The organism is Burkholderia sp. BCC1988 (assembly GCF_905339895.1).
Classification (GTDB): domain Bacteria; phylum Pseudomonadota; class Gammaproteobacteria; order Burkholderiales; family Burkholderiaceae; genus Burkholderia.
On the sequence record NZ_CAJPHA010000010.1, the window covers coordinates 92,603 to 107,969 of the forward strand.

At 64.3% G+C, this 15,367-nt stretch carries 11 protein-coding genes and 1 tRNA gene; 10 read left to right on the forward strand and 2 right to left on the reverse strand.

Annotation, left to right across the window (positions count from 1 at the left end; all coding sequences use genetic code 11):
* The first annotated feature begins 139 nt into the window (after window positions 1-139).
* On the forward strand, window positions 140-949 hold the full coding sequence (folE2, locus tag U4012_RS16325) for a GTP cyclohydrolase FolE2 (protein ID WP_044845273.1): 810 nt from the start codon (window positions 140-142) through the stop codon (window positions 947-949).
* A 133-nt stretch (window positions 950-1,082) separates the two neighbouring features.
* Here the strand turns inward: folE2 and tsaD are convergent, their stop codons facing one another.
* Both tsaD and U4012_RS16335 read right to left on the reverse strand, forming a co-directional pair.
* Window positions 1,083-2,123, reverse strand: a complete 1,041-nt coding sequence (tsaD, locus tag U4012_RS16330; protein ID WP_044845274.1) for a tRNA (adenosine(37)-N6)-threonylcarbamoyltransferase complex transferase subunit TsaD — start codon at window positions 2,121-2,123, stop codon at window positions 1,083-1,085.
* 436 nt (window positions 2,124-2,559) lie between these two features.
* Window positions 2,560-2,781, reverse strand: a complete 222-nt coding sequence (locus tag U4012_RS16335) for a hypothetical protein (protein WP_321799927.1) — start codon at window positions 2,779-2,781, stop codon at window positions 2,560-2,562.
* Window positions 2,782-2,882: 101 nt separating this feature from the next.
* Between U4012_RS16335 and U4012_RS16340 the strand changes: the two genes are divergently transcribed.
* The 9 genes from U4012_RS16340 (at window position 2,883) to U4012_RS16380 (ending at window position 15,164) form a co-directional block, all read left to right on the forward strand.
* Window positions 2,883-3,299 (forward strand): sulfocyanin-like copper-binding protein, encoded by a 417-nt coding sequence (locus tag U4012_RS16340; RefSeq protein WP_321799929.1) that lies wholly within the window; start codon window positions 2,883-2,885, stop codon window positions 3,297-3,299.
* A gap of 235 nt (window positions 3,300-3,534) precedes the next feature.
* Window positions 3,535-4,611, forward strand: coding sequence for a TIGR03118 family protein (locus tag U4012_RS16345; RefSeq protein WP_321799931.1), 1,077 nt, complete (start codon window positions 3,535-3,537; stop codon window positions 4,609-4,611).
* A gap of 630 nt (window positions 4,612-5,241) precedes the next feature.
* Window positions 5,242-6,462 (forward strand): NAD(P)/FAD-dependent oxidoreductase, encoded by a 1,221-nt coding sequence (locus U4012_RS16350; protein WP_124521304.1) that lies wholly within the window; start codon window positions 5,242-5,244, stop codon window positions 6,460-6,462.
* Between the two features lie 106 nt (window positions 6,463-6,568).
* Window positions 6,569-6,781: a 30S ribosomal protein S21 gene (rpsU, locus tag U4012_RS16355; RefSeq protein WP_006479415.1), complete on the forward strand. Its 213-nt coding sequence runs from the start codon at window positions 6,569-6,571 to the stop codon at window positions 6,779-6,781.
* Between the two features lie 185 nt (window positions 6,782-6,966).
* Complete coding sequence (locus U4012_RS16360) at window positions 6,967-7,413, forward strand: GatB/YqeY domain-containing protein (RefSeq protein ID WP_059524656.1); 447 nt, start codon at window positions 6,967-6,969, stop codon at window positions 7,411-7,413.
* 72 nt (window positions 7,414-7,485) lie between these two features.
* The gene (gene dnaG, locus U4012_RS16365) at window positions 7,486-9,360 is read left to right on the forward strand and encodes a DNA primase (RefSeq protein ID WP_124646444.1); all 1,875 of its coding nucleotides are present in this window, start codon (window positions 7,486-7,488) and stop codon (window positions 9,358-9,360) included.
* A gap of 88 nt (window positions 9,361-9,448) precedes the next feature.
* Window positions 9,449-11,866 (forward strand): RNA polymerase sigma factor RpoD, encoded by a 2,418-nt coding sequence (gene rpoD, locus U4012_RS16370; protein ID WP_321799938.1) that lies wholly within the window; start codon window positions 9,449-9,451, stop codon window positions 11,864-11,866.
* A gap of 138 nt (window positions 11,867-12,004) precedes the next feature.
* Window positions 12,005-12,083 (forward strand) — tRNA-Ile (locus U4012_RS16375).
* A gap of 630 nt (window positions 12,084-12,713) precedes the next feature.
* Window positions 12,714-15,164, forward strand: a complete 2,451-nt coding sequence (locus tag U4012_RS16380) for a glucose/quinate/shikimate family membrane-bound PQQ-dependent dehydrogenase (RefSeq protein WP_321799940.1) — start codon at window positions 12,714-12,716, stop codon at window positions 15,162-15,164.
* The last annotated feature ends 203 nt before the right edge of the window (window positions 15,165-15,367 follow it).

Here is a 15,367-nt window from a genome sequence, read left to right on the forward strand (position 1 = left end):
GGGCGGCGTCGGTGCGACTGGCGCAACCGGTCTACATTGATGCGGAAAACATGGGCCTGCGGGCCCATGTTGCTTTTCCGGCTGCCGCGTGACGCGGCGTGCGCGTCGTCGAACGCGCGGCTTACAAGGATTGAACAAGATGAACCAGATGAATCCCGCCTTCGTGATGCCCGACGTGCAGAGCACGGTGGATACCCGCCAGATTCCGATTCAGCGCGTGGGCGTGAAGGCGGTCCGGCATCCGTTGACGGTGTGCACCGAGAGCGGCGACGTGCAGCCGAGCGTCGGCGTCTGGAATCTCGACGTGCGCCTGCCTGCCGATCAGAAGGGCACGCACATGTCGCGCTTCGTCGCGCTGCTCGAAGAGAACCGTGCGCCGCTGACGGTCGAGCGCTTCCGCGCGATGCTCGCGTCGATGCTGGAGAAGCTGGAAGCCGAGGCCGGCCGCATCGAGGTCACGTTCCCGTACTTCGTGAACAAGACGGCGCCGGTGTCGGGCGTGCAGAGCCTGCTCGACTACGAAGTGACGCTCGCGGGCGAATGCCGCGACGGCGAAACGCGCCTGTTCCTGAAGGTGCTCGTGCCGGTGACGAGCCTGTGCCCGTGTTCGAAGAAGATTTCGCAGTACGGCGCGCACAACCAGCGCTCGCACGTGACGATCGATGCCGAACTCGCAGCCGACCTGCCGGTCGAGGCGCTGATCCGCATCGCGGAAGAAGAGGCGTCGTGCGAGCTGTGGGGCTTGCTGAAGCGTCCGGACGAGAAGTTCGTGACGGAGCGCGCATACGAAAACCCGAAGTTCGTCGAGGATCTGGTGCGCGACGTCGCGCAGCGTCTCGACGCGGACGAGCGCGTGATTGCCTACGTGCTCGAAGCCGAGAACTTCGAATCGATCCACAATCACAGCGCGTATGCGCTGATCGAGCGCGACAAGCGACACGCTGCGTAACGTCGGGGCGCTGCGGCGCTGCGTCGATTTGCCGCTGCAATGAAGAAGGCCGCTCGAATCGAGCGGCCTTCTTGTTTTCCGTCCAGCGAGTGCAGGTGTGCGAGCGACGTTGCGCAGCGCCGTGCCGCGCGACTCAGCGTGCGAGCGACGCGAGATCCCAGCGTGGCTTCACCGTGAACGCGTAGTCCGCATTCGCCTGCTCGGGCCAGCGGCCGAGCCGCAATGCGCCGGCAAGCGCGATCATTGCGCCGTTGTCGGTGCAGAGCGCGAGATCGGGGTAGTGCACGTCGAAGCCGCGCTTGGCCGCGGCGGCCGACAGCGCCGCGCGCAACTGGCGGTTCGCACCGACGCCGCCCGCGACCACGAGGCGCTTGAGCTTCGTCTTCTTGAGCGCGGCGAGCGATTTCGCGACGAGCACGTCGACGGCTGCGTCGACGAAGCCGCGCGCGAGATCGGCCTTCGCGCGCTCGAGCGCAACGCCCTCCAGCTTCGCCGCTTCGAACTTCTTCATCTGCGTGAGCACGGCCGTCTTCAGGCCGCTGAAGCTGAAGTCGAGATCGCCCGAATGCAGCATCGGGCGCGGCAGCACGACCGCGCCCGGCGTGCCCGTTTCCGCGAGCTTCGACACTTCCGGGCCGCCCGGATAGCCGAGGCCGATCAGCTTCGCCGTCTTGTCGAACGCTTCGCCGGCCGCGTCGTCGAGCGTCTCGCCGAGCGTCTCGTACACGCCGACGTCGGTCACGCGCATCAGTTGCGTGTGGCCGCCCGACACCAGCAGCGCGATGAACGGGAACGGCGGCGGCTCGTCGACGAGCAGCGGCGACAGCAGATGGCCTTCGAGGTGATGGATGCCGACGGTCGGCTTGTTCCATGCGAGCGCGAGCGCATTCGCGATGCTCGCGCCGACCAGCAGCGCGCCGGCGAGGCCGGGGCCTTGCGTGAATGCGATCGCGTCGATGTCGTCGCGGCGCGTGCCGCTTTGCGCCATGACTTCCTCGAGCAGCGGCAGCGCGCGGCGGATGTGGTCGCGCGACGCGAGCTCGGGCACGACGCCGCCGTATTCGCGGTGCATCGCGATCTGCGAATGGAGCGCATGCGCGAGCAGGCCGCGCTGCGTGTCGTAGAGCGCGAGGCCGGTTTCGTCGCAGGAGCTTTCGATGCCGAGAACGAGCATGGGTCAGGGCGGGGCGCGCTGCATCGAGCGCGCCGCAGGAAGGTAGACGTAACCGCAAATTATAGCAGGCGAGAGTCGGCCGCCGCTTTGCGCGGCCCGGGCCGCAGGCCGGGCAGGTTCAACGCTTCTGTAACCTTCGTCGGGTCGGTTCACATGTCGAACAGGATGCTGCCGCTTCAACGCGGTTCCAATCCGCGCCGGTCGACGACGGATGGCTCTGTGGCGATAGACGTCGTGGAGGCTCGGAGTAGGCCATGTTCCAGATCGCCTCCCTGTACCGGGGAAGACGTATGAGTCGCGCGAATGCACAGCCGGCACACGACGGCCAGGTTGACGGCCGATGCAGCGCGTTTCCGGTGAAATCGAGCTGAAGCGAGTTGTCGGACACTTGCGCGACGGCATCGATCTTCACGCGTCGATGCCGCCGCCGATTTCGTCAGATGGCGAACAGCATCGCGGCAAAGGCCGCATGGAGCCAGCCAACATGTGCGAGTTGGCGGTTACGCACCTGCGTTGCACGGAACGACCATTGCAGGAAGACGATGGCCAGTACCGTGATGAACGCGGCGAGAATGGACGGCGTCGCGCACTGCGCGGCTCCGGGAATAAGTGCCCCGATGCGTACGTTTAGGTATCGCGCGCGCCCGAGAACGTTCATGCCGTCACACAGGCAGGGGGGCCTTGCGCGCTCGATGAATAGCGCACGGCAGTCGCTCAACTCGCGGCAGACGCGATGCTTCAATGTCTATGGAGGGAGCCATGTATGCCATTTGCAGAGTCATCGTCGTCGCGGGCGCGGTCGTCCTTGGTGTGACGCCGCAGGCAAGCTGGGCGCAGCATACAGTCGACGCGACATTGCTATCGAACTCGATTCAGCTCAAGACGCACACCGTGAAGTCTGGTCGGGTCACGCTTGATGTCAAAAATGCCGCTGACAACAACATGGAACATGAGCTCGTCGTGCTCAAGACGGATCTGTCTGACGATGCGCTCCCTGTCAGAAAAGGAGAGGTAATGGAGCACAGGCTGACGAAAATCGGGGAAGTCGAAGATATCGCGCCCGGCAGGAGCAAGCGTGGGTCATTCAAGCTCGCACCCGGCCACTACGTGCTGATCTGCAACAAGCCGGGGCACTATGAATCCGGCATGCACACAGTGCTTGTCGTGGCACCGTGAATTGCAACGCGGGCTTGCTAGAACAATGGCCGTCAACGACACGTGTCGATATGCGGAGACTTACGTGCATCGGCGTTCGGCTTCCGCCGACAACTATGGATCGACATCGATCGGAGCGAGTTCGCCCGCTTCGATGACCATGCTTCGAAAATTCATGATGCGCGGGCGAGACGGGCGGAATAAACGAGGTTGCCGATTCGTTTACTAGCTGCTCTTCCACGTTCGGAGTTCCATCATGAAACAGATCCATGCGGCGTTCGGTGCTGCGTTGTCGGCTGTCGTGCTGGCGAGCGTCGTGGCGTGTGGCGGCGGTTCGTCTCACGAGAGACAGTACGCGGTCAGTGCGTTGGTCTCCGACGGCGCTGTTCCGGCTGCGCACGTGGATGCCAACCTGAAGAATCCATGGGGCATTGCCTTCAATCCCAAGGGCTTCGTCTGGGTCGCGGATAACGGCACGCAGCACGCGACGCTCTACGATGGCAACGGCGTGCCGCAATCGCTCGTCGTGACGATCCCGCCGGGCACGAGCGGCGACCCCGATCCGACCGGGATCGTGTTCAATGGCACGAATGACTTCATGGTGACCCAGGGCGCCAAATCGGGGCCTGCAGCGTTCATTTTCGTTGGCGAGGGCGGGACCATGACCGCATGGTCGCCCGCGGTCAACCCGACGTCGGCAATCACCGTGTTCGACAGCGGCGGCGCCGCCGTCTACAAGGGACTCGCGATTGCCAGTAACAACGGGGCGAATTTCCTGTACGCGACGGACTTCCACAACAACCGGATCGACGTGTTCGACCGGACCTTCGCCAAAGTCACGCCAGTCGGCGCGTTTCAGGATCCCGCTTTACCTGCGGGATTCGCGCCATTCGGCATCCAGGCGCTCGGCTCGAAACTGTTCGTCGCCTACGCGAAGCAGGATGCGGCAGCACATGATGACGTCAAGGGCGCAGGCTTCGGCGTGATAGATGTGTTCAGTCCGTCGGGACAATTCCTGCAGCGCTTCGCTACCGGTGGGTCACTGAATGCGCCGTGGGGTATGGCACTGGCTCCCGCGAATTTTGGACGCTTCAGCAACGCCGTCCTGATCGGCAACTTTGGCGATGGCATGATCCACGCGTTCGATGCGACTTCCGGGACCATGCTCGGGACCCTTGAGCACGCTGACGGCAGCGCAATCGTCGAGCCTGGACTGTGGGGCATCGCATTCGGGAATGGGCTCAACAGTCAGCCCACTAATACGCTGTTCTTCGCGGCCGGCGCGAACGACGAAGCGGATGGTCTCTATGGCCGCATCGACGTGGGACCGTGATCGCCAGGATGACCTCAGCAGCCAACTCAGGAGCGAGCCGCGCCGAGACTTGATCGGGCAGCCGAAATCCATAAGCGTCGGTTTGGCCAAATGTCACCTCATTCATCGATTGGGGCGGTCGATCTGCAGGGGCAAGTGAATGTTCGTAAGCGCCTCGCAGCTTCACAAGTGACCTCATTGACTCGCTCAACCTGCCCAGGCCGTGCGGAGCCAGTTCCAATGCGACCTTGACTTCCACTAAAAACAATCAAACACCGTGCGGTCAATGGAAAGAGAACAAGCGCATCGTCCGAACCGAATCCGAGAGTGTCTCTGGACGGCAACCGTCCATGTTGTCCCAAGGCAGGATCGGGAACCCGGGATCGGGCCCGGCTGCTGACGAGGAAGTCGCTGGTGGATGAGCTCAGCCGCATTCAGGTTCTCCTGCCGACCAGCAAGGATGGGGCCGTCGATTCACGGTTGCGAGCGCCACCTGCGAATCGGGGCTGCGCCACCATCCAAGCGTTGCGTTCTCCGCCGTCGCATGTATCATTCGCCCTTCCTCAAGATATTCATCAGTCGCCTACCTCTAAGTGGCTGATAAATATGCATAATTCCTAGCCTATGCAAAGTTCCTGAACAAACCGCGCCATGGAAACTTACGACATCGCCGTGATCGGCGCGGGGGCCGCCGGGATGATGAGCGCCGCGGTCGCCGGGCAACTCGGCCGCCGCGTGGTGCTGATCGACCATGCGCCGCGGCTCGCCGAGAAAATCCGCATCTCGGGCGGCGGCCGCTGCAACTTCACGAACCTCCATGCGGGTCCCGACAACTACCTGTCGTCGAATCCGCATTTCGCGCGCTCGGCGCTTGCGCGCTACACGCCGCGCGACTTCCTCGGGCTGCTCAAGCGTCACCACGTGACCTGGCACGAAAAGCACAAGGGGCAGCTCTTTTGCGATCACGGCAGCGACGCGGTCATCGACGTGCTGAAGCATGAATGCGACGCGGGCGGCATCGCCTGGCGCCGGCCGGTGGTGGTCGACGCGGTGCGCCACGCGCCGTCCGACGGCTTCACGCTCGACACGCAGCAGGCGGGGCCGATCCGCGCACGCGCGCTGATCGTCGCCACCGGCGGCCTGTCGATCCCGAAGATCGGTGCCACCGACTTCGGCTACCGGCTCGCGAAGCAGTTCGGCCACAAGCTCGTCGATACGCGGCCCGCGCTCGTGCCGCTCACCTTTGCGTCGCAGGACTGGGAGCCGTTCGCGGCGCTGTCCGGCGTGTCGCTCGAAGTGCGCGTGTCGACCGGCGACAAGAAGCGCGGCGGCGAATTCGTCGAGGACCTGCTGCTGACCCATCGCGGCCTGTCGGGCCCGGGCATCCTCCAGATCTCCAGCTACTGGCAGTCGGGCGACCCGATCCGTATCGACCTGCTGCCGCAGCGCGACGCGGTGGCCGACCTGCTCGACGCGAAGCGCACGTCGAAGCGGCAGATCGGCTCGCTGCTCGCGGACTGGGTGCCGTCTCGCCTCGCCCACGTCTGGCTCGACACGCACCGCGTCGCGGCCGACGCGCGGCTCGCGGACCTGCCCGACAAGACGCTGCGCCAGATCGGCGACGCGCTGTCCGGCTGGACGCTGACACCGAACGGCACCGAGGGCTACAAGAAGGCCGAGGTGACGAAAGGAGGCGTCGATACGCGCGAACTGTCGTCGGCGACGATGATGAGCGCGCGGGTGCCGGGGCTGTTCTTCATCGGCGAGGCGGTGGACGTGACGGGCTGGCTCGGCGGTTACAACTTCCAGTGGGCATGGGCGTCCGGCACGGCGGCCGGGCAGGCTGCGGCGGAGTTCTCGCGCGGCGCCTGACACGGCTGCGCGCCCTGCCGTTGACGGGACCCCGGCCCTTATGTCTTTGCACGACCCTCTGCTATACTCGTAAGTCTTCCCTGCAAACCTTTATTCGTGTCGGATCATGACGATCATTCGCGTTAAAGAAAACGAGCCGTTCGAAGTCGCCATGCGTCGCTTCAAGCGCACGATCGAGAAGAACGGTCTGCTGACCGAGCTTCGTGCGCGGGAGTTCTACGAAAAGCCGACCGCCGAGCGCAAGCGCAAGAAGGCTGCTGCGGTGAAGCGTCATTACAAGCGGATTCGCAGCCAGACGCTGCCGAAGAAGCTGTACTGAACGATTGAGCGCCGCGCGGTTCGCTGAGCGGCGCACCGGCGACCTCCGCACGATCGGCCTCGTTCCGGGGCCGCGAGTCGCCGATGCCGGATTCGAGCAACCCGCTTGAGACTTAGTCCCAAGCGGGTTTTTGTGTTGACGCCCGTTCGCGGGCGTCGAAGTCACGTTTCCATCCCGGGTGCAAGATGAGTTTGAAAGAGCAGATCAGCGAAGACATGAAGGCCGCGATGCGCGCGAAGGAAAGCGAGCGTCTGGCGACGATTCGCCTGCTGATGGCCGCGATCAAGCAGCGCGAGGTCGATGATCGGGTGACCCTCGACGACGCGGGCATCACCGCGGTGATCGACAAGATGATCAAGCAGCGCAAGGACTCGATCAGCCAGTTCGAGGCCGCCGGCCGCGACGATCTCGTCGCGAAGGAGCAGGCCGAACTGACGGTGCTGGGCGCCTACATGCCCGCGCAGCTGTCGGACGCCGAAGTGGCCGCCGAAGTCCAGGCCGCGGTCGCGGCAACCGGCGCAGCTGGCCCGCAGGACATGGGCAAGGTGATGGGCGTGCTGAAGGGCAAGCTCGCCGGCCGCGCCGACATGACGGCCGTTTCCGCGCAGGTCAAGGCCGCGCTGTCGAAGTAAAACCCGCTTCCCGGCGCGTCGCATGCGCGTGCGCCGGGGCGTCGTATTGTCTTTTTTTCGCTCGATCCCACGGTGATTCCGCATTCGTTCCTGCAGGATTTGCTGAACCGCGTCGATATCGTCGACGTGGTGGGCCGGTACGTGCAGCTCAAGAAGGGCGGCGCCAACTTCATGGGGTTGTGCCCGTTCCATAACGAGAAGAGCCCGTCGTTTACCGTCAGCCCGACCAAGCAGTTCTATCACTGCTTCGGCTGCGGCGCGCACGGCACGGCGATCGGCTTCCTGATGGAGCATGCGGGGCTCACGTTCCCGGAAGCCGTGCAGGAGCTCGCGCAGTCGGTCGGGCTGACCGTGCCGCACGAGCCGTCGATGCGCGGCGGCGGCGGCGGTGGAGGCGGCGGCGACTATCCGGCGCCCGTGTCGAAATCGGTCGCGACCGCGCTGTCCGACGTGATGTCCGCCGCGTGCGACTACTACCGCAAGCAACTGCGTGGCGCGACCGTCGCGATCCAGTACCTGAAGAACCGGGGCCTGACCGGCGAGATCGCCGCGCGCTTCGGGCTCGGCTATGCGCCGGACGGCTGGCAGAACCTCGAAACGGCGTTCCCGGACTATCGCGACGACTCGCTCGTCGAATCGGGGCTCGTGATCGTCAGCGAGAAAACCGACGCGCAGGGTGTGGCGCGACGCTACGACCGGTTCCGCGAGCGGATCATGTTCCCGATCCGCAACGTGAAGGGGCAGGTGATCGGGTTCGGCGGACGCGTGCTCGGCAGCGGCGAGCCGAAGTACCTGAATTCGCCGGAAACGCCGCTGTTCAACAAGGGCAGCGAACTGTACGGGCTGTTCGAGGCGCGCCTCGCGATCCGCGAGCGCAAGTATGTGCTGGTCGTCGAAGGCTACATGGACGTCGTCGCGCTCGCCCAGCTCGGCTTCCCGAACGCGGTCGCGACGCTCGGCACGGCATGCACGCCGATCCACGTACAGAAGTTGCTGCGCCAGACTGACACGGTCATTTTCAGCTTCGACGGCGACTCGGCCGGCCGGCGCGCGGCGCGCCGCGCGCTCGAAGCGTGCCTGCCGCATGCGGCGGACAACCGGACGATCCGATTCCTTTTCCTGCCGGCCGAGCACGATCCGGACAGCTATGTACGCGAATTCGGTGCGGACGCGTTCTCCGAGCAGGTCGAGCGCGCGATGCCGCTGTCGCAATTTCTGTTGAACGAAGCAATTGCGGGCAAGGCGCTCGATCAGCCGGAAGGTCGCGCGAAGGCGCTGTTCGACGCGAAGCCGCTGTTGCAGGCGCTGCCGGCGAACGCGTTGCGCGCGCAGATCATGCACATGTTCGCCGACCGTCTCGATATCCCGTTCGAGGAAGTCGCGGGATTGTCGGACGTCGATGCGCGCATCGCGGCGCCGCCGCGCCAGGCGCCCGCGCGCAGCGAGCGGCGGCGCGTGACGGACAGCGAAAAGCGCGCGTTGCGCACGCTCGTGATGCATCCGCGGATCGCGTCGCAGCTCGACGACGAACAGCTTGCGACCCTGCGCGCGCTGCCGCGGATCGGCGAGCTGTTCGCCGAAGTCGTCGAGCATGCGCGTGCGCTGGGTGACGGCGCGGAGTTCCGGCTGCTGTCCGATGTCCTGCGGACCTCCTCGAACGGCGCGACTTACGAGGAAATCTTCCGCGAAATTCTGGACTATGATGAAAACGTCCGCGATTTGCTGTTACAGAATCCGGAAGACGAGACGGTGCCCGAGCGGCAGCGTGAACAGGAACGGATCGCGGGGGAGGAACTGCAGGCCGCGGTGCTCAAGATGCGCTATGACGCCTGCTGCGACCGGCTCGATCGGCTGGCGCGGCAATCGACCTTCACACCCGAGGAACTGGCCGAATTGACGGAATTGAACCAGCAGCGAACCGATATGAAACGTCGGCTCGGGCTGTAGGCGGCCGGGGCGCTGAGAGAGGGCGCCCCAGCGTGCTATAATATAAGGTTTCCAGCGGTTTGTTTTCTAAGCAGAGGCGAGATTCGCGATGGCAAAGACGACAGGCGGAAAGAAAGCAGCAGGCAAGGGCTCGACGGAGCCGACCACCAAGGTCACAGCGGCCAAGTCTGCTTCTTCCACCAGGACAACGTCTTCAGCCACGTCAGCCTCTGCGGGAAAGAAAACCGCGGCCGGCACTGCTCAGGCTGCGCCGGCGCCGGCAGCCAGAACACGGGCTGCCGCCAGACCCGACTCCGGGCCGGCCCAGCCGGCGGCGAAGCGGGCAAGTGCGAAAAGCGCAAGGGACACGACTGCCGCCGCGGACGAAACGGCAGTACGTACTACTCATGCACCTACGGTTCAACCGGCTGTCGTCCAGCAGCCGCGAGTCGATATAGCCGGTACGGCGAACTCCATGACCAAAAAGCTGAACGAAGTATCCGTCGATGACGACGCAAATCAGAGCGACGAGCAGCCCGCAGCCGCGGCTGCCCCGGGCAAATCCAAGGTGCGCGATCGTCGCGCCAAGGAAAAGGCGCTGCTGAAGGAAGCGTTCGCGACGAGCACGCCCGGCACGGCCGAGGAGCTCGAAGAGCGCCGCGTGAAACTGCGCGCGCTGATCAAGCTCGGCAAGGAGCGCGGCTTCCTCACGTATGCCGAAATCAACGACCATCTGCCGGACAACTTCACCGAGACCGAAGCCCTCGAAGGCATCATCGGCACGTTCAACGACATGGGCGTGGCGGTTTACGAGCAGGCTCCGGACGCGGAAACGCTGCTCCTGAACGACAACGCGCCGGCCGCGTCGTCGGACGATGAAGTCGAGGAAGAAGCGGAAGTCGCGCTGTCGACCGTCGATTCGGAATTCGGCCGCACGACCGATCCGGTCCGGATGTACATGCGCGAGATGGGCACGGTCGAGCTGCTCACGCGCGAAGGCGAAATCGAGATCGCGAAGCGGATCGAGGACGGCCTGCGCCACATGGTGATGGCGATTTCCGCGTGCCCGACGACGATCGCCGACATCCTCGCGATGGCCGAGCGCGTCGCGAACGAAGAGATCCGCGTCGACGAGCTCGTCGACGGCCTGCTCGATCCGAATGCTTCGGACTCCGCCGATACGGACGGTTTCTCCGCGAAGGAAGCGGAAGCGATCGAGAACGAGGACGAGGAAGCCGAAGAGGAAGAGGAAGAAGAGGAAGAGGAGGAAGACGACGGTGCCGCTCAGGCGTCGGCCAATGCCGCCCAGCTCGAAGCCCTCAAGCGTGCCTCGCTCGACAAGTTCTCGCAGATCAGCGAGTGGTTCGACAAGATGCGCCGCGCGTTCGAGAAGGAAGGCTACAAGTCGAAGTCCTACCTGAAGGCGCAGGAAACGATTCAGACCGAACTGATGACGATCCGCTTCACCGCGCGTACCGTCGAGCGTCTGTGCGACACGCTGCGTGCGCAAGTGGACGAAGTGCGTCAGGTCGAGCGTCAGATCCTGCACATCGTCGTCGACAAGTGCGGCATGCCGCGTTCGGAATTCATCGCGCGCTTCCCCGGCAGCGAGACGGATCTCGACTGGGCCGAGAAGATCGCGGCCGAAGGCCATGCGTACAGCGCGGTCCTGTCGCGTAACGTTCCGGCGATCCGCGAGCAGCAGCAGCGTCTGATCGACCTGCAGGCGCGCGTCGTGCTGCCGCTGAAGGACCTGAAGGAAACCAACCGCCAGATGGCGGCCGGCGAACTGAAGGCGCGTCAGGCGAAGCGTGAAATGACCGAGGCGAACCTGCGTCTCGTGATCTCGATCGCGAAGAAGTATACGAACCGCGGCCTGCAGTTCCTCGACCTGATCCAGGAAGGCAACATCGGCCTGATGAAGGCGGTGGACAAGTTCGAATACCGTCGCGGCTACAAGTTCTCGACCTATGCGACGTGGTGGATCCGCCAGGCCATTACGCGTTCGATCGCGGACCAGGCGCGCACGATCCGTATTCCGGTTCACATGATCGAAACGATCAACAAGATGAACCGCATCTCGCGGCAGATCCTGCAGGAAACCGGTCTCGAGCCGGATCCGGCAACGCTCGCCGAGAAGATGGAGATGCCGGAAGACAAGATCCGCAAGATCATGAAGATCGCGAAGGAGCCGATCTCGATGGAAACGCCGATCGGTGACGACGACGATTCCCATCTCGGCGACTTCATCGAGGACAACAACACGGTCGCGCCGGCGGATGCCGCGCTGCATGCCAGCATGCGCGACGTCGTGAAGGATGTGCTCGATTCGCTGACGCCGCGTGAGGCGAAGGTTCTGCGGATGCGCTTCGGTATCGAGATGAGCACCGATCACACGCTCGAGGAAGTCGGCAAGCAGTTCGACGTTACCCGCGAGCGGATCCGTCAGATCGAGGCCAAGGCGCTGCGCAAGCTGCGTCACCCGAGCCGTTCCGACAAGCTGAAGTCGTTCCTCGAAGGGAACTGATTTCCAGCGTCTCACTTGCGAACGCCGCCGGTATCCGCGTGATGCCGGTGGCGTTTGTCCTCTTTAGCGGCTTTGTTGTTACAATGCCGGCCCGGCTTCGTTGCCGGGGTGGCGTGTAGCACAGGTTGCTTCCCGTCTGGGCCCCTAGCTCATGCTTGGTTAGAGCAGCGAACTCATAATTCGTTGGTGCCGGGTTCGACTCCCGGGGGGCCCACCAGATTCGCTTTGTTCGAGAGTTTCCACGCGGTGCAACCGACCGCGATTGGACGCGAAAAGCCGGCCCGGTGGGCCGGCTTTTTCGTTTCTGGGCTTCAACGCGTCGGATCCGGGCAATCCATGGCTCCGGACTACCCGAACGGGTAGGGACCGTTCGTGTTCCCCATCCCTAAACTGCCTTCCCGAAGATTTCGCGGCGAGCGATCGCTTGTCTGCGTATTCGACGACAGACCGGTGCGCATCGAAGCCGACCATCGGCATACGCAGGCGAGCTCGACGCACTCGCTACCACCTATAATCCGAGCAAGCGCGCCTTCTTGTACGGCACGGTCGCACACGTGGACAACAGCAAGAACGGTAAATTCCCGGTGTTTGCGACGGCTCGCGATTCCAGCTTCCAGCTCGCCGACCCGTCCGAACATGGACGAAGGGCAAACCGGCGCGTACGTCGGGATGATGCACGTCTTCTAAAGCAACAGGCCGTTTCGCGGAGCGTTTTCCGCACAGCCGGCCACTGCGGGCACAGCGCAGTGGCTGGACGACTCGCCGGTGTTCGCGCGGGCGAGCCTCGCCACAGGCATCGCGTGACAAGCGATGCTGGCGCCGTCCTCAAAAGAAGGTTGAGATCATCATGACCAGATCAAGCGAATCATCATCGCCCGGGTTCATCGGCGTCGTAACGCTCCTGTTTATCGTGCTTACATCGCTCTTTCTGCTGATAGGCGGCGCGTACCTGCTCTCGCTCGGTGGCTCGGCGTATTACGTCGTGACCGGCGTCGTGCTGCTGGCAGTGACGTGGCTGCTGTATCGCCGTAGTCCCACTGCGCTCGTGCTCTACGCGCTCGTGCTCGGGGGCACTGCCATCTGGTCGCTGTGGGAGTCGGGTCCCGACTTCTGGGCGCTCGCGCCGCGCTCGGGGGTGCTCGTCGTGTTCGGTGTGTGGTTGCTGCTGCTCGTGAGCTGGCGTCTCGACGCGCCACGCAAGTTCGGCGTGCAGTCGCTCGTCGGCGCGCTGGTGATCTGGGCGGGCGTGCTCGTGTACGCCTGCTTCAACGATCCGCAGACGGTCAATGGCACGATGGCTTCGTCTGTCGGTTCGCTCGCCGCGAACGCCAACGGCATCGACGCCTCGGACTGGCCCGCGTACGGCCGCAGTCAGGAAGGCACGCGCTACGCGCCGCTGCAGCAGATCACGCGGGACAACGTGAAGAACCTGCAGGTGGCCTGGACGTTCCGCACGAACGACATGAAAGGCCCGAACGATCCGGGTGAAATCACCGACGAAGTCACGCCTATCAAGATCGGCAATCTGCTCTACCTGTGCTCGCCGCACCAGAAGCTCTTCGCGCTCGACGCGCAGAGCGGCGCGCTCAAGTGGACCTTCGATCCGAAGCTCAAGACCGATCCGTCGTTCCAGCACGTGACTTGCCGCGGCGTGTCGTATGTCGATCTGACGGCGAGTGCCGATGTATCGGCAACGGCTGCTCCCGCTAGCGACGCTGCTGCTTCGGCGCCGCAGGCCGCCGCACCGGCAAGCGACGCAGCCGTATCGGCCACGGGGGCGTGCTCGCGCCGTATCTACCTGCCCGTCAACGACGGCCACCTGTACGCGCTCGACGCACTGACAGGCGAGCGCTGCGCGGGCTTCGGCAGCAATGGCGACCTCGATCTCCAGCATGCCATGCCGGTCACCACGCCGGGTATGTACGAGCCCACTTCGCCGCCGGTCGTCACCAGCAAGGTGATCGTCGTAGCGGGCGCGGTGGAAGACAACTTCTCGAACCGGGAACCGTCGGGTGTGATCCGTGGTTACGACGTGCGCACGGGCCAGCTCGTGTGGGCGTTCGATCCGGGCGCGAGTGACCCGAACCATATCCCGGGCCCGGACGAGCACTACACCTGGAACTCGCCGAACTCATGGGCGCCCGCCGCCTACGACGCGAAGCTCGATATCGTCTATCTGCCGATGGGCGTGCGTACGCCGGACATTTGGGGCGGCGACCGTACGCCGGAGATGGAGCGATATGCAAGCGGCCTGCTCGCGCTGCACGCGTCGACGGGCAAGCTGGCCTGGTTCTACCAGACCGCTCACCATGATCTGTGGGACATGGACATGCCGTCGCAGCCGACGCTCGCCGACATCACGACCAAGGACGGCAAGACCGTGCCGGTCGTGTACGGGCCGGCCAAGACCGGCAACCTGTTCGTGCTCGACCGCCGCACCGGCGAAACCGTCGTGCCGGCTCCGGAACTGCCGGTGCCGCAAGGCGCCGCGCCTGGCGACCGTACCTCGCCGACGCAGCCGTTCTCCGAACTCACGTTCCGTCCGAAGAACCTGCTCACGGACAAGGACATGTGGGGCGCGACGATGTACGACCAGTTGGTCTGCCGCGTGATGTTCCACAAGCTGCGGTATGAAGGCACCTTCACGCCGCCGTCGCTGCAAGGCACGCTGGTGTTCCCGGGCAACCTGGGCATGTTCGAGTGGGGCGGCATTGCGCTCGACACCGATCGTCAGATCGCCATCGCCAACCCGATTGCGCTGCCGTTCGTGTCGCGTCTGATCCCACGCGGTCCGGGCAACCCGATCGAACCGGCATCGGGTGCCAAGGGGAGCGGTACGGAATCGGGTATCCAGCCGCAGTACGGCGTGCCGTTTGGCGTGACGCTGAACCCGTTCCTCTCGCCGCTTGGCCTGCCCTGCAAGCAACCGGCATGGGGCTACATCGCCGGTATCGATCTGAAGACCAACGAGATCGTCTGGAAGAAGCGTATCGGCACGGTGCGTGACAGCTCGCCGATCCCGCTGCCGTTCAAGATGGGGATGCCGATGCTGGGCGGCCCGATGATCACGGCCGGTGGTGTGGCGTTCATCGGCGCAACGGCGGACAACTACATCCGCGCGTTCGACGTGAACGACGGCAAGCAACTCTGGGAAGCCCGCCTGCCGGCAGGCGGCCAGGCCACGCCGATGAGCTACTCGATCAACGGCAAGCAGTACGTCGTGATCGCCGCAGGCGGCCACGGCTCCTTCGGCACGAAGCTCGGCGATTACGTGATCGCTTACGCGCTGCCGAACTAACACGCGTTGCTGTTCGCACCGAGCGCCGGACAGAGGTATCGAGCCTCGCGGCGCACGGTGCGATCCCCGAAACGGCATGCGTGGCATGCCGTTTTTTTGCCTGCTTTCTGGCGACTCGTTTGCCTTCGGCAAAATCTCGAAACCCGCGACGCCGCAAGGCCTCGCGGGTTTTTCTTTTGCGCGCCGCCTGAACGTGGCGAACG